Source organism: Streptomyces sp. NPDC022910, from assembly GCF_055561075.1.
On record NZ_JBVHHL010000018.1, the window covers coordinates 1 to 19994 of the forward strand.

Sequence of the window (19994 nt, forward strand, 5' to 3'; positions counted from 1 at the left end):
CCGGGGGGGGGGGGGGGGGGGGGGGTCCCGGGGGGGGTCCCCCGCCCTGTTTTCCTACAAACACAAATAAACCCCCCCCCCCCCCCCGGGGGCGCCCCCCCCCCCCCCCCCGGGCCCCCCCCCCGGCTCCCCGTTTGTGTGTCCGGGCGGCGGAGAGGTAGAATACTGTATGCAGTATTCTATTTAGGGATAGCGCGATCATGACAGACCAGGATTACCGGCGCGCACTGCTGGTCCTGCCCGCCCGGCGCGCATCGGTGCCCGGCGCACGGCGCGTCGCCGAGGCGCTGCTGCGCCAGTGGCGCCTTTCTGGCGACGACCGGTACACCGCCGCGCTCGTCGTCGATGAGCTGGCGGCCAACGCGGCCGAACACGGCCACCACCGCATGACGCTGCGCGTCGGCCTTGGGGTGGACCTTCTGCATATCCGTGTGTGTGATCACGGGGGTGGCCCTGGATCCCGGCGGTCGTCCCTCGACGGCGATCCGGATGGGCACGGCCGTGGCCTGGAGATCGTCGGCGCGCTCGCGGCGCGAATGGAGATCCGGCGCGATCCCGCGGGGTGGTGTGTCGCGGTGGAGCTGCCCGTCTCCTGCCCCGGGTCCGGTGCCGCGTGTGGGCGGGGCCCTGAAGCGCCCGGAGCGGCCGGATGCCCCCGTGTGCGGCCGCTCGACGGGTATGGGGCCGAGGGCGCGGCGGCCGCAACGTCTTGAGTTCTCCTTCTCGTGCTGGTGCTCACGCGCTGTTGGTGGACATCCGCGGAGCCCAGACCTCGTGGCGGTGTGATCGGTGCGTAGGCCGGTGCCGTAGCGCCGAGGTGCACCTCATCGGCCGACGTCGAGGCACTGCACAGATATTGCATACTGTATGGAGTTCGGCCAACCATGATCCCATGGCCTGCACCCAGACGCCCACCGCAGCCCAGGCCCTCGACATCCTCTTGACGGGCAATCAGCGCTTCGTCGACGGACACCCGCAGCACCCGAACCAGGACACCGCACGCCGCGCGGCTCTTGCGCCCGCCCAGCATCCCTTCGCCGTGCTGTTCGGATGCTCCGACTCACGACTGGCCGCGGAGATCATCTTCGACCGTGGGCTGGGGGACCTCTTCGTGGTGCGTACCGCAGGCCACGTGCTGGGTCCCGAGGTGCTCGGCAGCATCGAGTACGGCGTGGGCCAACTCGGCTGCCCCCTTGTGGTCGTGCTCGGACACGACGCGTGCGGTGCGATCCGCGCAGCGCGCACCGCCCTCGACGGGGGGCTGGCCCCGGCCGGGTACGTGCGCGACGTCGTCGAGCGCGTCACCTCCAGCGTGCTGGCCGCGCGTGCGGCAGGGCTGAGCCAGGAGCCCGACATCGTGGACGAGCACATACGGCACACCGTGGATCTACTCCTCGACCGCTCACCCGCGCTCGTCGGCGGGCGGACCGCGGTCGTCGGCCTGTCCTACCACCTCGGCGACGGACGGGTGCGCCTGGTGACCAGCCGCGGCCTGGACGACGTCGCAGCCGCCTGAGCCGTTCGGGCCCGGCACACACGACGCCGCCTCATCTCCCCTCCGTCCGGGGGAGATGAGGCGGCGTCATGCATCGGCGGCCGGTCAGCCGGCGGAGGCCCCCTGCGGCTGCCTCAGCAACTGCGTGGCCGCGACGACCACGGGGTCCAGGTCCTCCGCTCCGGCATCCACCAGTTCGAACAGCCGGGTGCGCATCCGCGGGTCCCAGAACCGGCGGATGTGGCCCGCGATCGCCTCGGCAGCCCGGTCACCGGGAACGTGCCGGAAGTTCGCGGCGATCTGGTTCGCCATCCGCTGCTCGGACGGCACGGCGGCGGCCATCTCAGTCCACCGCCGTGAGCCGGTGGGTCCCGACGGATCCGGCGTCGTGCCGCTCGAGCGGATGGGCGAGGCCGACCTGTACGGCGGTCACCTTGTACTCCGGGCAGTTGGTCGCCCAGTCCGAGTTCTCGGTGGTCACCACGTTGGCGCCGGTCACCGGGTGATGGAACGTGGTGTAGACGACGCCCGGCGGCATCCGGTCGGACACCAGCGCCCGCAGCGTCGTACTGCCGACCCGGCTGGCCAGCGTCACCAGGTCGCCGTCGGTGATGCCGCGGTTCTCGGCGTCCAGAGGATGCAGCTCCAGTACGTCCTCGGGGTGCCAGGCCACGTTCCCGGTGCGGCGTGTCTGCGCCCCGACGTTGTACTGGCTGAGGATGCGGCCCGTGGTCAGCACCAGCGGGAAGCGCGAGGTGGTGCGCTCGTCCGTGGGGACGTAGGAGGTGACCACGAACTTGCCCTTGCCGCGGACGAACGCGTCGACGTGCATGGTGGGCGTGCCCTGGGGTGCCTGGTCGTTGCACGGCCACTGGACGCTGCCGAGCTTGTCGAGCACCTCGAAGGAGATGCCGGTGAAGGTCGGCGTGACCTGGGCGATCTCGTCCATGATCTGGCTGGGGTGGTCGTACGCCATGGGGTAGCCCATGGCGGTGGCGATCTCGCAGACGATCTGCCACTCGTGCTTGCCCGTCTTCGGCTTCATCACCGCCCGCACCCGGTTGACCCGGCGCTCGGCGTTGGTGAAGGTGCCGTCCTTCTCCAGGAACGAAGCTCCGGGCAGGAAGACGTGCGCGAACTTGGCCGTCTCGTTGAGGAACAGGTCCTGCACCACGACCAGGTCCATGGCCGCCAGCGCGGCACTGACGTGCTGGAGGTTCGGATCGGACTGGGCGATGTCCTCGCCGTGGACGAACAGGCCGCGGAACGAACCGTCGATCGCCGCGTCGAACATGTTCGGGATCCGCAGCCCGGGCTCGGCCAGGATCGAGCGGCCCCACAGCTCCTCGAACACCGTGCGGACCGCGTCGTCCGATACATGGCGGTAGCCGGTGAGCTCGTGCGGGAAGGAACCCATGTCGCAGGAGCCCTGGACGTTGTTCTGGCCCCGCAGCGGGTTGACGCCGACGCCGTCGCGGCCGATGTTGCCGCACGCCATCGCGAGGTTCGCCATCCCCATGACCATCGTGGAGCCCTGGCTGTGCTCGGTCACGCCGAGGCCGTAGTAGATGGCCGCGTTGGGCGCCTGCGCGTACAACCGGGCGGCGGCCCGCAGGTCCTCGGCCGGCACACCGGTGATGGTCTCCGTGGCCTCCGGGCTGTTCTCCGGCAGGGCCACGAACTCGGCCCACTCGTCGAAACCTTCGCACCGGTCCGTCACGAAGGAGCGATCGACCAGGCCCTCGGTGACCACCACGTGCGCCATGGCGTTGACGACGGCGACGTTCGTGCTCGGCTTGAGCTGCAGGTGGTGTGCGGCCTCGATATGGGGCGAGCGCACCAGATCGATGCGGCGCGGGTCGACCACCACGAGCTGCGCGCCCTCACGCAGCCGGCGCTTCATCCGCGAGGCGAACACCGGGTGACCGTCGGTGGGGTTGGCGCCGATCACCATGATGACGTCGGCCTTCGCCACCGAGCGGAAGTCCTGTGTGCCGGCCGACTCCCCGAAGGTCTGCTTCAGCCCGTACCCGGTGGGGGAGTGGCAGACACGGGCGCAGGTGTCGACGTTGTTGTTGCCGAAGGCCGCGCGCACCATCTTCTGGACGACGTAGACCTCTTCGTTGGTGCACCGCGAGGAGCTGATGGCACCGATCGAGGCCGGGCCGTACGTGTCCTGGATCGCGCGCATCTTCGTGGCGACCGTCCGGATCGCCTCGTCCCACTCGACTTCGCGCCACGGGTCGGTGATCTTGTCGCGGACCATGGGCTTGAGGACGCGGTCGGGGTGGGTCGCGTAGCCGAAGGCGAAGCGGCCCTTGACGCAGGAGTGGCCCTCGTTCGCCCCGCCGTCCTTGTACGGCACCATCCGGACCAGCTCGTCGCCGCGCAGCTCGGCCTTGAAGGAGCAGCCGACGCCGCAGTACGCGCAGGTCGTGATCACCGAACGGGACGGCATGCCGAGCTGGACGACCGACTTCTCCTGCAGCGTCGCCGTCGGGCAGGCCTGCACGCAGGCGCCGCAGGAGACGCACTCGGAGTCCATGAAGGACTCACCGGCGCCGGGGGAGACCTTGGAGTCGAAGCCGCGGCCCTCTATGGTCAGCGCGAAGGTGCCCTGCACCTCGCCGCAGGCGCGCACGCAGCGGGAGCAGACGATGCACTTGGACGGGTTGAAGTCGAAGTAGGGGTTGCTCAGGTCGGGCGCGGCGTCGAGGTGGTTTTCGCCCTCGTACCCGTACCGGACCTGGCGCAGCCCGACGACGCCGGCCATGTCCTGCAGTTCGCAGTCGCCGTTGGCCGAGCAGGTGAGGCAGTCCAGCGGATGGTCGGAGATGTACAGCTCCATGACGCCCTGGCGCAGCTTCTCCACCTTGGGCGTTTGGGTGCGTACGACCATCCCCTCGGCGACCGGGGTGGTGCAGGACGCCGGGGTGCCGCGGCGGCCGTCGATCTCCACCACGCACAGCCGGCAGGAGCCGAACGGCTCCAGGCTGTCCGTGGCGCACAGCTTGGGTACGTCGATGCCGGCGAGCGCAGCCGCGCGCATCACCGAGGTGCCCTCCGGCACCGTGACGGGCAGCCCGTCCACCTCGACCGAGACGGTCGCCTCGCCGGGCCGGTCCGGGGTTCCGAAGTCGGGCTCCTTGAGCAGTGTCATGCCGTGCCCTCCCCCCTCGCGAGGAAGTCGTCAGAGAAGTGTGTGATGGCGCTGCGCACCGGCATCGGGGTCAACCCCCCCATGGCGCACAGCGATCCGTCGGTCATCAGCTCGCAGAGGTCCTCGAGCAGGGCCAGGTTCTCGTCGCGCTGCTCGCCGGCCACGATCCGGTCGATCACTTCGACGCCGCGCACCGAACCGACCCGGCACGGCGTGCACTTGCCGCACGACTCCGCGGCGCAGAACTCCATCGCGAAGCGCGCCTGCGCGGCCATGTCGACCGTGTCGTCGAAGACCACGACGCCGCCGTGGCCGACCATGGCACCGGCCGCCGCGAACGCCTCGTAGTCCATGGGCAGATCGAACATCGATATCGGCAGGTACGCGCCCAGCGGCCCGCCCACCTGCACCGTGCGCACCGGTCGTCCGGTGAGCGTGCCGCCGCCGTAGTCCTCCACCAGCTCGCGCAGCGTGACGCCGAACGCCGTCTCCACGATGCCGCCGCGCGCGATGTTCCCGCCGAGCTGGAAGACCTGCGTGCCGCGCGAACGCTCCACGCCCAGCTCCTGGTACGCCTTGGCGCCGTCCGCGAGGATCACCGGCACGGTCGCGAGGGTCAGGACGTTGTTGACGACGGTCGGCTTGCCGAACAGCCCCTCGATGGCGGGGATGGGCGGCTTGGCGCGGACGACACCCCGCTTGCCCTCCAGGCTCTCCAGCATGGAGGTCTCCTCACCGCAGATGTACGCGCCGGCGCCCACCCGCACGTGCAGATCGAAGGTGAGGTCCGAGCCGAGAATGCGCTCGCCGAGCCAGTTGTGCTCGCGCGCGATCTCGATCGCGGCGCGCATCGTGGCCACCGCGTCGGGGTATTCCGAGCGGATGTAGAGGTAGCCCTCGCGCGCTCCGACCGCGTGGGCGGCGATCGTCATGCCCTCGATGAGCATGAAAGGGTCGCCCTCCATGACCATGCGGTCCGCGAAGGTGCCGCTGTCGCCCTCGTCGGCGTTGCAGCAGACGAACTTCAGCTCGTCGGCGCAGTCGAGCACGGTCTTCCACTTGATGCCGGCCGGGAATCCCGCCCCGCCCCGGCCGCGCAGGCCGGACTCCGTGACCGCGGTGACCACGTCGGCGGGCGGCAGCTGAAGCGCCGTGCGCAGTCCCGCGAGTCCGCCGTGGCGCTCGTAGTCCTCCGGACAGAGCGGGTCGGTGACGCCGACCCTGGCGAAGGTGACCCGCGTCTGGCGGGCCAGCCACGGGAGTTCGCCGACGACGCCGAGCCGCAGCGGATGATCCGCACCGTCCAGGAGGCCCGCGTCCACCAGGCCCGGCACGTCCGAGGGTACGACGGGTCCGTAGCCGACCCGTCCCTCGGACGTGACCACCTCGACCAGTGGCTCGAGCCAGAGCATGCCGCGCGATCCGTTGCGCACCACTTCGACCGGCCGGCCCCGATCGGCGGCCGCCTTCCGTATCGCCTCCGCGACCGTGTCCGCGCCGACGGACCGGGCCGCCGAGTCGCGGGGGACGTACACCCGCACCGGGGAGTTCGAAGCCTGAGTCACGATGAGACCGCCTCGTCGAGGATCGAGCGCAGGCGATCCGCGCTCATACGTCCGAGTACCTCGCCGTTCACCTCGACGGACGGCCCCAACGCGCAGTTGCCGAGACAGAAGACCTGCTCCACGGTGACCGAACCGTCGGCGCGCGTCTCCCCGAGCGAGACGCCCGCGCGGTCACGGGCACAGGTCACCAAGGCGTTGGCGCCGAGCGCCTGACAGGCCTCGGCGCGGCAGATGCGTACCGTCGTACGGCCGGCCGGCTCGTCGCGGAAGTCGTGGTAGAAGGAGACCACTCCGTGCACGTCCGCCCGGGACAGGTTGAGCTCCCGGGCGAGCAGGGGGACAGCCTCCTTCGGCACGTGACCCAGTTCGGCCTGGATGGCGTGCAATATCTCCAGCAGCGGGCCGCGTTGCCCGCGATGGGCTGCCACGATCGCAGCGATGGCGGCCTCCGTCGTCACGTCAGTGACGCTCGTCGTCACGGTTCCTCCCCCTCACCGTCGCGCACATGTGAATCCCTTGTTCTGGCTCCGTTGGATCTATGGGGTGGTGATCGACGCCGCGCGGTACGGCATGCCCGGTCCCACTCATCGAATACTGTATGCATTCCTCGATGTCTGCGTCCACCGTCCGGAACGCGCAACCATGCGGCGCGGGGCCGCGGCGGGCGGTCAGGTGAGCGCCTCGGCGCCGACCGGCTCGGTCGTCGCGGCCGTTCCCGCGCTGGGCGGCGCGGCCAGCCACTCGAGGACGGTGCTCGTCACGTCGTCGAGCCCGCCACCGTCCCGTCCGAGCATCGCGCTCACCGGGACCAGCACGGGATCGGCGCAGACGGTGGATGTCCCACTGCCGCGTGGGCCCGCGCCGCTGGGGCGGGCCGGCACGAACAGGCCGGGGGCGTCGGCCGGGACCAGCCAGAAGGTCAGGCCCTCGCTGCCGTCGACCGCTCTGGAGGACCATACGTAGCTGTCGGCCTCACCGGCCCCGACGACGTCGCGTTTCCGGGCGCGCAGCGTCACCACGTCGCCGGTGCGTGTCGCCGTCGAACCCGTCGACCGGGTCGTGGTGCCCGGTTCTCCGCCGTCGGTGTCGACCAGGGCGAGGGTGCTGAGGTGATGGCCGGCGGCGACCCTCCGGCGCATCCAGTGGGTTCCGTACGCCTCGATGAAGGCAACGGCGGTGTAGTGGGACCGCAGGACGGCGCCGGTGGCCGGGCAGGCGTGGGTCACCTCGGTCACGACCTCGGTGGCCTCGGCGAGCCCCAGGCCCCCGCCGCCGAACTCGGCGGAGACGGTGAGTCCGAGCAGTCCTGCCTCTCCGAGGGCGGCCACTGACGCGCGGGGAAATCTCTGGCGTGCACTGGTCTGCGCGGCGGAGGGCTCGATGGTGCTGCTCAAGACGTGCGAGAGAGCGGAGCGGTACGACATGGAGCGGCTCCCTGAAGTCTCGGAGGATGTCCCTCATGGATTGCATACTGTATACCGCTGCTCGGCGGCCGGACGGAATACCGCCGCTTTGATCGTTCTTTGGGAAAACCTCACCTGCTCGCGAGGGTCGGCCGAGTCACGCAACGACTAGCGTCCCTCCCCGTTGCATACAGTATTCGCCCGCGACACGAGCGAGGTGACGCGAAGGGTCCGGCTCGGGCGCCGCTGCCCGGGCCAGACCTCCCCGCATTGCACACGGAGTACCGACCAGGGGGCGCTGGTGAGTCTCTTGAGCAAGGGGAAACGACATGACAACCGCACCACCCACACGATCCGCATATCGAGAGATCACGGATGCGAACGGACGTGTGTACCGGATCGGCGAAAGTCCCCGGGACATCCTCGGCGGGCCACGCCTGCTGATGGTGGTGTTGCCGTGGGTGGCGATGATGGCCATAAGCGTCGCCGAGTACGCCTACGGATCGGCCGAGGAGACCCTGTCCTCGGTCCACCACTGGTCGGATACCAATACCTTCTGGCTGCTGGGCGTGTGGACCGTCTTCCAGGCGGCAGTGGCCTTCCCCGTCGGGAGGCTCCGCGAACGAGGCGTTCTCACCGCCCGCTGGGCGATGCTCATCGGAGCCGCGCTGGCCGGCGCCGGCTTCTTCGCCCTCAGTCACGCACCCGGCATCGCGGTGGCGATCGCGGGTTTCAGCGTCCTGGGCGGTGCAGGCGCGGGCATGGTCTACGCGACGTGCGTCAACATCGTGGGCAAGTGGTACCCCGAACGCCGGGGCGGTAAGACCGGCTTCGTCAACAGCGGATTCGCCTACGGGTCCGTACCGATGATCTTCGTCTTCACCTATGCCTTCGACGAGCACAACTTCCGTACGGTGCTCGACCTGGTCGGCGTCTACGTGCTGGTGCTCGTGGCGGTCGCCGGATGGTTCTTGAAGGACCCGCCGAAGAACTGGTGGCCTGCGCACATCGACCCGCTCGCCCGCAATCGGGACCCCAAGCGGGACGCAGCGCTCACGAAAAACCCGCCGGCGGTGCGGCAGTACGGGCCGAAGGAGGCCATCCGCACCGGGATGCTGCCGCTGATGTGGTTCTGTCTGACGCTGACCTCCGGCGTGTCGATCTTCGGCATCTCCTTCCAGGTGCCGTTCGCCAAGGAGGCCGGCTTCGGCCCCCTGGTGGTCGCCTCGTCGATGGGCGTCATGGCCGTTGTCAACGGAACGGGCCGCAGCGTGATGGGCTGGGTTTCGGATGTGCTGGGCCGCAAGCAGGCACTCGTCCTCGTCATCACGATCGAGGGTCTGGCGCAGTTCGGAGTGCTCTGGGCGGGCGACATCCGCAACGAAGTCCTCTTCCTGGTCTTCGCGTTCGTCTCGGGCTTCGGCTCGGGCTCCTTCTATCCGCTCTTCGCCGCTCTGGTGCCGGACTACTTCGGCGAGAACAACAACGCCCAGAACTACGGTCTGGTCTACAGCTCCAAGCTGGTCGGCGGGCTGACCGGGAGCGGTCTGGGCGCCACGGTCGTCGCGATGTGGGGGTATTCCGGCGCGTACGCCCTTGCCGGATGCTTCGGGCTGGCGTCGGCGGCGCTGGCGACGCTCCTGCGGCAGCCGGGCCACCCCACAGCCCGACGAGCCCGGGCGACCGCGCTGCAGGTCAGTGGTGAAACGGTCTAGCACCGTGCCCGTGCCGGGCTGAACGCTGCCCGCCGCGGACCGTGCGCCGTCCATCGGCGGACGGTCCACGGCGGGCGGAATCCTGCCGTCGCCTCCGTAGGCATCCCGTAGTCACCGCTCGGCCGTCGCGCGCTCGTGGTAGCTGGTCCGCGTGTGTTCGGTGTGGGCCCGCATCAACTGCTGCGCATGCTGCTGGTCGCCCGCCTCGATGGCCTCGATCATGGCCCGGTGCTCGTCCCAGGACAGCGCTCCGCGGGTGCGGGCGACGGGCGTGTAGAACCACCGGACGCGGCGATCCACCTGTGCGGACAGCTCCGCGAGCACCGAGTTCGCGGCGAGTTGCATGACGTACGCGTGGAAGGCGGCGTTGGCCGCGACCACGGCGTCGACGTCGTCGGACGCCAACGCTCGCTCGCCCGTCTCGCACAACTCACGCAGCCGCGTCGTGGTCTGCGGGGTGGCGTTCGCCGCCGCCAGTCTCGCCGCCTCGGCCTCCAGCAGACCGCGTACGACGAGCAGTTGGTCGGCCTCCTCTTCCGTGGGGTCGTGCACGAAAGCGCCCTGTGCCGGTCGCAGGTCCACCCAGCCCTCGGTGTTGAGCCGCTGCAGGGCTTCGCGCACGGGCTGGCGGGAGACGCCGAGGTGTCCGGCGAGTTCGGTCTCGACCAGGTGCTGCCCGGGCTTGAGCGACCTGGTCACGATGAGCTCCAGAAGGGCCTCGTAGACCCGTTCGCGCAGCGGGCCGGGTCGCTCCAGCTTCGGCACGGCGCCGGTCGGCAGGGCCATGACTCCACCCCTCGGTAGCGTAGCGGCTCACCCGAGCCTGACATTGGTTTTCGTCTACAGTCTACGTCGGGGGTTGGTCGTACAACCGGTAGCGACCAACTGGCGCTTTCCCCTTGTCAGAAGCTCGTCGGATACTGTAGACAAAATGAGGTCGACCATCGAGGATCTCGGCCATCGTCCAGCGTCATCCAGGCGGCGTCCTTTGCGGCACCCATGAAAACGTGTGCACGGGCGTGCACCGCGCGGCTCAGCACACGGCGGCCACCGTGAGCTGAGGGCGACGCAGCACGTGACACGGACGCGGGACCGGCCGGCGGGTGCGCCCCCTGGGCCGGCCGGTCCGCGGCGTCAGGCATTCGGGTCGAACGGGATCCCGGTCGGCATCGAGTGCGCGAGGGCGTACTCGAAGTCACCGTCCTTGATCTTGATGGTGGCTTCGCCGAAGTTGGCGCTCATGAGCTTGTCGCGGAAGCCGGCCGGGTAGCCGTTCCAGCCCACGAGGCGCGGGAAGAACCAGCCGCCGGTGGCGTTCTCCGGCGGCTCATCGTTGCTGTTGGCGAAGCGGAAGTCGTGGGTCGAGACGCCGTCCTTGTGATAGACGATCTTCGGATGGGTCCCGTCGAAGCGGACCGACGAACGCGCAGCCACCTGATAGCTGGTGTGCTGCGACACCGACACGTACTGGATCTCGTTGTTGTTGATCCACACCACCACATGCTCCCAGTCGTGGGTGTGGCCGATGGCCGCGGGCCCGAGGGTGGCCTGGTCCTTCTCGAAGTAGCTGGCGTACATGACGGCGCACCAGCCGTTGTTGCACTTCTCGCGCGAGTACGTGTTGGCGTTCGCCAGTTGGGCGTAGTCGTGGCAGTGACCGTTGACGTCACCGCCCGGCTTCAGGCCCGGGTTGATGGTGCCGTCGCTGCCGATGGCAGCCGTGGCGTAGCAGCCGTCGCCGTCGTAGTCATAGGCGGGGGAGAAGGTCTGCTCCAGACCGTCGGCGTTCTGGGGCAGGAGCTGCAGGACGCTGGCATCGGCGCTCGTGGGCAGTGCCATCACCAGCGCGATCGCGGCGAGGGTGCTGGCGAGCGCGGACCGGCGCAGTCGCCTCGAAGGCCTTGGGGTGGACGCCGTTGTCCTGTCGATCCTTGTGAAGGGTATGAGTTCGCGCACGCCGACTCCCTGCTCCCGAAGATGCTGTCCATGGTTTCCTGACCCGACGTCACAATCGTTTGGAATCAGGCCAGATGACGGAAAACGGAGCTCCCGGCAAGGGCGGTGGGCCGGGCGCCGAGATTCTTGCAAGGACGGGGGCAGGAAGACGAGTCAGGTGACTGAACATTGGCGCAAACCTGGCTTACCAATGCCCAGATGATCCACGGCGGGGGCAAATGGGGTCGACGCAGGACGCGGGCCCTCACACGTCAGGGAGTTGACGCAGGATCAATCAGTGCCCGGCGTCGCCATGGCCCGGGCTGGGGGCCCCACCCGCCGGCGCACCGGATGGGGCCGTCCGCCGATATCAGACCGCCGGGGCCGGGTACGTCGGGTACTCCACGCCGGAGACGTGCTGGACGACGCGGATGACCTGGCACGAGTAGCCGAACTCGTTGTCGTACCAGAGGTAGAGGATCGCGTTGTCGCCTTCGACCTTGGTGGCGCCGGCGTCGACGATCGAGGCGTGACGCGAGCCGATGAAGTCGCTCGAGACCGCGTCGGGAGCGCTGGTGAAGTCGATCTGTCGCTTGAGCGGCGAGGTCAGCGACACGTTCCGGAGGTAGTCGAGGACCTCGTCGCGGGTGGTCTCGCGCGCGAGCTGCAGGTTGAGGATCGCGATCGAGACGTCGGGCACCGGGACGCGGATCGAGCTTCCGGTGATCTTCGCCTTGAGGTCGGGCAGCGCCTTGGCGACGGCGGAGGCGGCACCGGTCTCGGTGATGACCATGTTGAGCGGCGCCGAGCGACCGCGACGGTCCGAATTGTGGTAGTTGTCCAGCAGATTCTGGTCGTTGGTGAACGAGTGGACGGTCTCCACGTGGCCGCGCAGGACGCCGTACTCGTCCGCCATGGCCTTCAGCGGCGGGACGATCGCGTTGGTGGTGCAGGAGGCGCAGGACAGGATCTGCTCGTCCGGCTTGATCATGTCGTGGTTGACGCCATGGACGATGTTGGGGACGTCGCCCTTGCCCGGCGCGGTCAGAACGACCTTGTCGATGCCGGGACGGAGGTGCTTCGACAGGCCCTCCCGGTCACGCCACTTGCCTGTGTTGTCGATGAGGATGGCGTCCCTGATGCCGTACGCCGTGTAGTCCACCGACGTCGGGTCGTCGGCGTGGATCACCTTGATCTCGTTGCCGTTGGCGAAGATCGTGCCCGTAGCCTCGTCGACGGTGATCGTGCCCTGGAACTGGCCGTGGATGGAGTCACGGCGCAGCAGCGAGGCGCGCTTGACCAGGTCCTGCTCGCCGCCCCCGCGGACGACGATCGCGCGCAGCCGCAGGCCGTTGCCGGAACCGGCCTTCTCGATGAGCAGACGGGCGACCAGGCGGCCGATGCGGCCGAATCCGTAGAGGACGACGTCACGCGGCTCACGGCGGTCGATCTTGTTGGCGCCCGTGGTGCCGGCCACGGCCTCGGCGGTGAAGGCCGCCACCGTGAGGCCGCGGTCGTCGGCCCTGTACGTCGCGGCGAGCATGCCGATGTCGATCTGGGAAGGGCCGAGGTCGAGCGTGGTGAGCGCCTGCAGGAACGGCAGCGTTTCGGTGACCGAGAGTTCCTCACCTGCGATCTGCCGGGCGAATCGGTGGGTCTTGAGGATGCTGACCACCGACTTGTTCACCAAGGAGCGGCTGTGGAGGAGGACCGTGACGTCCCGCTCCCGGTGCAGCTTCCCGATGATCGGGATCATCGACTCCGCGATCTCCTCGCGGTTCTTCCAGTTGGTGAACGAGTCGTCGTTGACAGTCACAGGTTTATCTTTCGAGCTAGGCGGTGCTCATATGCTAGCCACCCCTTTTTTTGGTCATACAAGCGGGCCACCTGTGTCAGGGGCTCTGACCTGCGCGGCACTCAGCGTTCGCGATGCTCGTGAGCCGCCCGCTCCAGCGCCTCGGCCTCGGCCTCCGCCAGCCGCTCCTCGGCTGCCACGTCGATCGACCGGGTCAGCAGCCAGTAGAGCAGCGCGGCCACCGGCAGCCCGACGAACAGGGAGATGTCCGCCCCACCGAGTGCATGGGCGACGGGCCCGACGTAGAGATCGCCGACCGAGAAGAACGGCACCATGACGGCGAACCCGACCAGGTAGGCGATGATGCCGTGCCAGCCCCATCGCCCGTAGATCCCACGCGGATTGAAGATCTCGGCGATGGCGTAGTGGCCACGGCGCACGACGTAGTAGTCCATGAGGTTGACCGCGGTCCACGGGATGAAGAGGTAGAGCACCAGCAGCAGGAAGTTGTTGAAGTTCTCCAGGAAGTCGGACGTTGCCGCCAGCGCGCCGACCAGGGAGAGCACCGCGGTGAGGCCGATGGTCACCAACCGTACGGCGAGCGTCGGGCGCACCCTCTTGAAGGAGTCGATGGCGCTGATGAGCGTCAGTGAACCGCCGTACATGTTGAGTGCGGTGACCGACACCAGACCCAGGGTGGCGAACAGCAGCACGATCGCCCCGAACCCGCTGAACACCTTGTCTCCCGCGGCGTTGATCGACCTGATCGTGTCGAAGTCCTTGCCGGCCCAGGCGGCGAGCAGCGTCCCGAGGACCATCAGCCAGATGCCGCCGAGCGCCGATCCGAAGTAGGTCCAGTAGAAGGTCCTGCGGACCGTCACGTCCGGCGGGAGGTAGCGCGAGTAGTCCGAGACGTAGATGGCCCAGCTGATCTGGTAGCCGGCGACCACACCGAACTGGGCGAGGAACGGGGTCCACTGGAAGCCCCCGAGTTCGAAGGAGCCTGGCGGGTAGTGGAGGTTGAGCAGGACGCCCACGGTGAAGACTCCGAAGACGACCAGGAAGGTGTATGTCAGGACCCGCTCGGCCCGGTGGATGATGTCGTAGCCCACCAGCGCGACGACGAAGGCGATCGCGGTGACCACGACCACCCAGAGCTCGACGCTTCCGTGCAGCGTGGTGTGCAGGGCGTCCCCGGCCAGAATGGTGTTGAAGACGTTGAACCCCGCGTACTGCACGTAGGCGAAGAGCCACACCAGAAGGGCTCCGACATAGCCGAACTGGGGGCGTGACTGGATCATCTGGGGCAGTCCCAGCTGCGGCCCCTGGGCCGAGTGGAAGGCCATGAAGAAGGTGCCGACGACGGTGCCTGCCACGATCGCGATGAGCGACCAGATGAGGTTGCCGCCCTCGGTGATGCTGATCAGCCCGACCGCCAGTGTGGCGATCTGCGCGTTCGACATGAACCACAGGGGCCCCAGATGCCACAACTTGCCGTGGCGCTCGTCCAGTGGGACGTAGTCGATGGAGCGGATCTCCAGGCCCGAGACCCTCGGCTCCGACGATGTGGTCACGACGCCTCCCGAGCACTGATCGACCCCTGTGGTCACAGTCATTCCCCCGGTCGCCACCGGTCAAGGACGTCCGGGAGACGCTTTGCCATGACCTTGCTCGTCCGATGCCCTCGCATCGCTCACCAGCCGGTCAGCAGCAGGTGGTTCACCAGAAGGGCGAGCACCGCCTGGGCGGTGAGCCAGACACGGGGGCGGGTGAGCAGCGCGCATGCCGGCAGCAGCCACAGCGCGAAGGGCAGCCAGATGCGTTCCGTCTCCGCCTTGCTCATGCCGGAGAGGTCGGCGACGAGCAGGGCGAGCAGGGCGCAGAGCACGAGCAGGGCGAGACGGGCTCCGGTGGCAGGACCGTCGACGGTGGCCGTCTCCGGCCGGGTGAGGATGCCCGTGCGGGTGCGGACGAGTGTGGCGCCGGCACGTCCCAGGCCGGCCGCCGTCGCGAGGCCGACGACGACCACGGTGCAGGCGAGGTTCGCCCATACCCAGTAGCCGTAGGGCCGGGTGCCGCCGACGCCTTGGTAGTAGCGCGTGATCAGCAGTCGGTACGCCTCCCACCAGTCGAATCCGGCGAGGGTGAACAGGAGCGGGACGACGGCGAGCCCGGCGAGGAAGAGGGGGAGCCCCCGCAGCAGCGTACCGGCCCGCAGCCGCCCGAGCGCCACAACGCCCGCCCCGATCAGCGCGAACAATGTCAGGCCGTACGAGAGATAACAGGTCAGGCCGAACAGCAGCCCCGATCCGAATGCGGCAGCCGCCCGCACCGCGGTCGCCTGGCGTCCCGTCACCGCGAGCGCGAGCAGCGCCACGGACCAGGAGGCGACGGCCGAGAAGTAGCCGTCGGCGGAGGCGCCCACCCACACCGCGGCCGGTGCCAGGACCAGGAACGGTGCCGCCCGCCGCGCGAGAGCCTCCCCGGTCAGCACCCGCACCGCCACGAGCACGGCCACGCACGCCGTGGTGCCCACGGTGATGCACCAGGCTCCGGCCCAGCCGCCGCCGTGCAGGCCGATCCGGTCGAGCAGCACGAACGTGAGCGTCGCCGCCGGTGGATGACCGGCGATGTGGGCGGGCCAGGGGTCGGGGGAACCGCTCACGATGTGGTGGGTGAAGTCCCCCAGCGTTGCGGGGATGTCGTGGAAACGGCCGATGACCTGGAGGTACTCGTTGCGGGTGGTGAGCCGGACGGCCACCCCCCGGTGCCAGCCGTCGATCAGCGCGAGGGACCACGTCCAGGCCATGGCCGTGCCCCAGACCGCAGTGAGCAGCGCCCGCCACGGAAGCCGCGCCGCGAGGACCGGTCCGTACGCCACCACGGCCCCCGCCACCACCACGGTGGCGGGGGTGCCCGGTCCCATGTGCGGGTCCCATACCGCGAACAGCGGGGGCCAGCCCACGAACAGTGTGCGGTGGGCGTGCTGGATGTGGCGGCCGATCAGCACGGCGGACAGGACGAGCAGGACGGCGATCGCGACGGCGTACACGTCGCGGAGGAGAGTGCGGGTCACACGGGAACGCTAGGTCGGATGGCGAGCACCGGGACGCCGCGCAGGCCGGACGTCAGCGTTTCGTCATGGGTCGCGCGCGCTTGCAGGGGGCGGTCCCGGCCTACGGTCGGGTCATGCGCGACCATCGGCTTCCCTCATCGCCCGCCTTCTGGCGCAGTCCGCTGCGCGGGCCCTGGTTCACCTCGGTGCTCGGCCTCGTCCTGCTCGTCGGCATCACCGTGCTGTTCGTGACGGGGCTGTTGTCGTACGCCGCCTACAACCCGGACCTGGCGCCGGTGAACGACCAGACCCCGGACAAGGGCATCCTCGGTTTCTACCTCTTCGCCTGGCCCACGAACCCTTACTGGCTCTACCGGCTCACCCAAGGCATCCACGTCACGCTCGGCATCACCCTCATTCCCGTTCTGCTGGCCAAGCTGTGGTCGGTCGTGCCGAAGCTGTTCGCGCTGCCGCCGGCCCGGTCGCTCGCCCACGCGTTGGAGCGGATCTCGCTGTTGCTGCTGGTGGGGGGCGGGCTGTTCGAGTTCACCACCGGCGTGCTCAATATCCAGCTGGACTACGTCTTTCCCGGCTCCTTCTACCCGCTGCACTTCTACGGGGCCTGGGTCTTCTTCGCCGCCTTCGTCGCCCACGCCGCGCTGAAGCTGCCGGCGGCCGTGCGGAACCTGCGCCGCATGCGGGAGAAAGGAGAGCGGGAGGAGGGAGAACTGGTGTCTCCGCGGCCGGATCCGCCCACCGTCTCACGGCGCGGGGCGCTGTGGTTGGTCGGTGGCGGCTCGCTGCTGCTGTTCGGCACGACCGCGGGCCGCAGTTTCGACGGGCCGCTGCGGGAGACCGCGGCACTCACGCCGCACGGCGGAGCCGAGCCGGGCAGCGGTCCGGGCGGCTTCCAGATCAACAAGACGGCCGCGTACGCGAAGATCAGTGCCGCGGAGACGAGCGAGGACGTGTGGCGGCTGATCCTGGTCGGCCGCACCGGCACCGTCCGGCTGAGCCGAACCGAGTTGCTACGACTTCCCCTGCACAGCTCGGCCTTGCCCATCGCCTGTGTGGAGGGCTGGTCCACCTCGGACCAGTGGTGGCGCGGGGTGCGCCTGCGTGACCTAGCCGCACTCGTCGGGCACGACGATCCGTCCGACGTCCTCGTGGAGTCGCTCCAGCGGCACGGCGCCTTCCGCCGCGCCGCACTGCGTGCCAACCAGGTGGCCGACCCGCGCTCCCAGCTCGCCCTGTACGCCAACGGCGAGGACCTGACCCTTGACCACGGCTACCCGGCCCGGGTCATCGTGCCCGCGGCGCCCGGTGTGCTCAACACCAAGTGGGTGGCCCGGATGACCTTCGGAGACCTGCGATGAAGCGCCGGATCGTGGTGGGCAGCCCCCTGCAACTGCTCCTGCTTGGCTGCTCGTTCGCTCTGGCCGGATACGCGGGAGTGCGGCTGTTCGCCGGCGACTGGTTCCAGGTGGCGCTGTGGTTCGTGGGCGCCGCACTCCTGCACGACCTCGTGCTGCTGCCGCTGTACGCGACGGCGGACTGCGGGGTCGTGCGGCGGCTGGGCGCCGTCGGCCGCCGGGACCGGGCCGGGTACGTCCGCGTACCCGCGGCCCTGTCCGGGCTCCTTCTCCTGGTGTGGTTCCCGCTGATCAGCGGTCAGGTGGCCGGGCGCTACCGGCTGGCCGCCGGGCTTTCGGCGGACGGCTTCCTCGCCCGCTGGTTGCTGATCACCGCCGTTCTCTTCGGCGGCTCGGCGCTGTTGCTGGTGCTGCGGCAGCGCAGGGCTACGAAGCAGCGGCCGCCCGTGGACCACTGATCGACCGCCCGCCACCCCATGCGATGCGCGTGACGCAGCAGGGCCGGAGTGCCGAGCCGCGCCCAGGGGAAGGAGCTGCCGGTGGTGCCCCGGGCGTCGGCGACGGGAACGACCTGGACACTGAGGCGTTCGTCGATGTCCACGGGCACGGTCTCGGCGATCAACAGACCCCCCGGAGACAGGAGTTGCTCCAGTCGGCGGAGCAGCGCGCGCGGCTCGCCGCCGATGCCGAGATTGCCGTCCATGAGGAGCGCCGTACCCCAGCGGCCCTCGCCGGGGACCGGCTCGAAGACGGAGCGGCGCAACGCGGGGCCCTCCCCGAGCTCTCGGCTCCGTTCGAGCAGGGCGTATCCCAGCCGCCGGACGGTGTGGGCGACAGCGGCCTCGCTGACGTCGATGCCGAGGACGCGCCGCCCCTGTGCGGCGAGCGCGGCCACCAGGCGCCCCGGCCCGCACCCGACGTCGAGCACGGAACCCTCGCACCGGCCCAGGACCTCCAGGTCGATGGCGTCGGCCTCCGCGCACCACCGTTCGACCTCCAGCGGCAGCAGCCAGCCGTCGGCCCGCCGCAGGAAGAGCGGGCCGTGGCCGGAGCGCAGGGCGTCGGAGTAGGGATCGTCGGCGCCCCACGGCGATGCGACGGCCGATGGCGAGTGTGCGGCGGCGTCCGCTGGGGCGATGTCGTGTGCGGCACTCATCGGCCGGTGACCGCCGTGAGCCTGGCGAACTGCGTGGCGAACCGGCCGTGAGGGGCGGCGGCGGCGACGGCAGCGGCGTCGGCGGCGGTGTCGACGTCCCGGAGGAGGGGCAGGTCGCGCACGCGCAGACCGGCGGTGACGAGCCGGGCCCGTTGCACAGCGCCTGTCACGGCTGTCGACATGGGCACGCCCCGCAGCAGGCGGGGATCGGGATCGGCCAGTCCCAGGGCCCAGAAGCCGCCGTCCTCGGCCGGCCCGAAGTACGCGTCACAGTCTCCGAAGTCCACGGTGAGCAGCCCTCGCGTGACCTGCGGCGTGTCCATTCCGATCAGCAGCGCAGGGCCGTCACACCCCGCGAAGGCCGCGGCCAGCCGTTCGTCCAGCCCGCCCGCGCACTGCGGTACGACGTCGAAGCCGGGCGACAGCCAGGGACCGGGTCGCCCGTCGAGGACCAGGACGCGCCGGGAGGCGGGGGTCGCCGCCACGGTGCTCAGGGTGTCGGCCAGCGCCGCCTCGGCGAGCACCGCTGCCTCGCGCGGCGTGAAGGGCGGCGTCAGCCGGGTCTTGACCCGTCCGGGCCGTGGCTCCTTGGCGATGACGAGCAGTGTGGTCACTGAGTGGGCCCTCCTTCTGCGGCGTGCGCGGCCGGTTCGGCCAGCACCCGGCTCATGTCCCGTACCGCCTGCCAGGTGCCGTGCCAGGTGCCCGTCACCTTCGAGGCGCCCGTACGCGGCAGATATGGCACGTCGTGCTCGGCGATGACCCAGCCCGCGTCGGCCGCGCGCACGACCATCTGGAGCGGGTAGCCACTGCGCCGGTCGGTGAGGTCCAGGGCGAGCAACGGCTCGCGGCGGGCGGCGCGCAGCGGACCGAGGTCGTGCAGGCGCAGTCCGGTGCGGCGGCGCAGCATCCGGGCCAGTGCGAGATTGCCCGCGCGGGCGTGTACGGGCCAGGCGCTCCGGCTCAGCGGTCGCCGTCGGCCGAGCACCAAGTCGGCCTCGCCGAGGCGGACTTCGCCGACGAAGGACACCAGCAGCGAGGGGTCGAGCGAGGCGTCGCAGTCGCAGAAGCACACGATGTCGGCGGTGGCGGCGGTCAGCCCCGCGTGGCACGCGGCGCCGAAGCCGCGGCGCGGCTCGTGGACGACGGTCGCGCCGAGCTCGCCTGCCAGCTCGGCCGAGCCGTCGGTGGAGCCGTTGTCCACGACGAGGGCACGCCAGCCGGGCGGGATGCGGGCCAGTACCCAGGGGAGCGCCTCGGCCTCGTTCAGACAGGGGAGCACCACGTCGACATCCGGTGGTGTGGGAGAGGTCGTCACGGCTTTCACCCTACGAGCGCGAAT

Annotated in this window: 17 protein-coding genes; 4 read left to right on the forward strand and 13 right to left on the reverse strand. The window is 69.8% G+C overall.

The genetic code is table 11. The annotated features are described in order from the left end of the window. The first annotated feature begins 200 nt into the window (after positions 1–200). The gene (locus ACZ3TS_RS18815; protein ID WP_467619143.1) at positions 201–713 is read left to right on the forward strand and encodes an ATP-binding protein; all 513 of its coding nucleotides are present in this window, start codon (positions 201–203) and stop codon (positions 711–713) included. Positions 714–892: 179 nt separating this feature from the next. Further along, positions 893–1516, forward strand: a complete 624-nt coding sequence (locus tag ACZ3TS_RS18820; RefSeq protein ID WP_467619145.1) for a carbonic anhydrase — start codon at positions 893–895, stop codon at positions 1514–1516. A gap of 84 nt (positions 1517–1600) precedes the next feature. On the opposite strand, the gene ACZ3TS_RS18825 is transcribed toward ACZ3TS_RS18820, so the two are convergent. The 5 genes from ACZ3TS_RS18825 to ACZ3TS_RS18845 form a co-directional block, all read right to left on the reverse strand. Beyond that, on the reverse strand, positions 1601–1837 hold the full coding sequence (locus ACZ3TS_RS18825; protein WP_467619146.1) for a formate dehydrogenase subunit delta: 237 nt from the start codon (positions 1835–1837) through the stop codon (positions 1601–1603). 1 nt (position 1838) lies between these two features. Beyond that, positions 1839–4655, reverse strand: a complete 2817-nt coding sequence (fdhF, locus tag ACZ3TS_RS18830) for a formate dehydrogenase subunit alpha (RefSeq protein ID WP_467619148.1) — start codon at positions 4653–4655, stop codon at positions 1839–1841. Beyond that, a complete protein-coding gene (locus ACZ3TS_RS18835; RefSeq protein ID WP_467619150.1) occupies positions 4652–6220 on the reverse strand; it encodes a formate dehydrogenase beta subunit in 1569 nt (522 codons plus the stop codon). The genes fdhF and ACZ3TS_RS18835 overlap by 4 nt, the downstream gene beginning before the upstream one ends. After that, positions 6217–6699: a formate dehydrogenase subunit gamma gene (locus ACZ3TS_RS18840; protein WP_467619152.1), complete on the reverse strand. Its 483-nt coding sequence runs from the start codon at positions 6697–6699 to the stop codon at positions 6217–6219. The genes ACZ3TS_RS18835 and ACZ3TS_RS18840 overlap by 4 nt, the downstream gene beginning before the upstream one ends. Before the next feature lie 189 nt (positions 6700–6888). Continuing rightward, entirely contained in the window at positions 6889–7644 is a 756-nt protein-coding gene (locus ACZ3TS_RS18845) for an acyl-CoA dehydrogenase family protein (protein WP_467619155.1), read from the reverse strand. Positions 7645–7952: 308 nt separating this feature from the next. Here ACZ3TS_RS18845 and ACZ3TS_RS18850 point away from each other — a divergent pair, with 308 nt between their 5' ends. After that, positions 7953–9338 (forward strand): OFA family MFS transporter, encoded by a 1386-nt coding sequence (locus tag ACZ3TS_RS18850; protein WP_467619156.1) that lies wholly within the window; start codon positions 7953–7955, stop codon positions 9336–9338. A 111-nt stretch (positions 9339–9449) separates the two neighbouring features. Here the strand turns inward: ACZ3TS_RS18850 and ACZ3TS_RS18855 are convergent, their stop codons facing one another. The 5 genes from ACZ3TS_RS18855 to ACZ3TS_RS18875 all read right to left on the reverse strand — a co-directional run bounded on the left by ACZ3TS_RS18855 (position 9450) and on the right by ACZ3TS_RS18875 (position 16144). Continuing rightward, positions 9450–10124 (reverse strand): GntR family transcriptional regulator, encoded by a 675-nt coding sequence (locus ACZ3TS_RS18855; protein WP_467619158.1) that lies wholly within the window; start codon positions 10122–10124, stop codon positions 9450–9452. Positions 10125–10472: 348 nt separating this feature from the next. Further along, a complete protein-coding gene (locus ACZ3TS_RS18860; RefSeq protein WP_467619388.1) occupies positions 10473–11177 on the reverse strand; it encodes an NPP1 family protein in 705 nt (234 codons plus the stop codon). A gap of 466 nt (positions 11178–11643) precedes the next feature. Continuing rightward, the gene (locus ACZ3TS_RS18865; RefSeq protein WP_467619159.1) at positions 11644–13089 is read right to left on the reverse strand and encodes a glyceraldehyde-3-phosphate dehydrogenase; all 1446 of its coding nucleotides are present in this window, start codon (positions 13087–13089) and stop codon (positions 11644–11646) included. Between the two features lie 101 nt (positions 13090–13190). Continuing rightward, a complete protein-coding gene (locus ACZ3TS_RS18870; RefSeq protein WP_467619161.1) occupies positions 13191–14642 on the reverse strand; it encodes a purine-cytosine permease family protein in 1452 nt (483 codons plus the stop codon). A gap of 119 nt (positions 14643–14761) precedes the next feature. Beyond that, positions 14762–16144, reverse strand: a complete 1383-nt coding sequence (locus tag ACZ3TS_RS18875) for a hypothetical protein (RefSeq protein ID WP_467619163.1) — start codon at positions 16142–16144, stop codon at positions 14762–14764. Positions 16145–16209: 65 nt separating this feature from the next. Between ACZ3TS_RS18875 and ACZ3TS_RS18880 the strand changes: the two genes are divergently transcribed. After that, entirely contained in the window at positions 16210–17499 is a 1290-nt protein-coding gene (locus ACZ3TS_RS18880; protein WP_467619164.1) for a molybdopterin-dependent oxidoreductase, read from the forward strand. Between the two features lie 310 nt (positions 17500–17809). Here the strand turns inward: ACZ3TS_RS18880 and ACZ3TS_RS18885 are convergent, their stop codons facing one another. The 3 genes from ACZ3TS_RS18885 to ACZ3TS_RS18895 are packed head-to-tail and all read right to left on the reverse strand — an operon-like array spanning position 17810 to position 19979. After that, positions 17810–18652, reverse strand: coding sequence for a class I SAM-dependent methyltransferase (locus ACZ3TS_RS18885; RefSeq protein ID WP_467619165.1), 843 nt, complete (start codon positions 18650–18652; stop codon positions 17810–17812). Next, the gene (locus tag ACZ3TS_RS18890) at positions 18649–19266 is read right to left on the reverse strand and encodes a TIGR04282 family arsenosugar biosynthesis glycosyltransferase (protein WP_467619168.1); all 618 of its coding nucleotides are present in this window, start codon (positions 19264–19266) and stop codon (positions 18649–18651) included. The genes ACZ3TS_RS18885 and ACZ3TS_RS18890 overlap by 4 nt, the downstream gene beginning before the upstream one ends. After that, the gene (locus ACZ3TS_RS18895) at positions 19263–19979 is read right to left on the reverse strand and encodes a glycosyltransferase family 2 protein (protein ID WP_467619170.1); all 717 of its coding nucleotides are present in this window, start codon (positions 19977–19979) and stop codon (positions 19263–19265) included. The genes ACZ3TS_RS18890 and ACZ3TS_RS18895 overlap by 4 nt, the downstream gene beginning before the upstream one ends. Positions 19980–19994 lie beyond the last annotated feature (15 nt).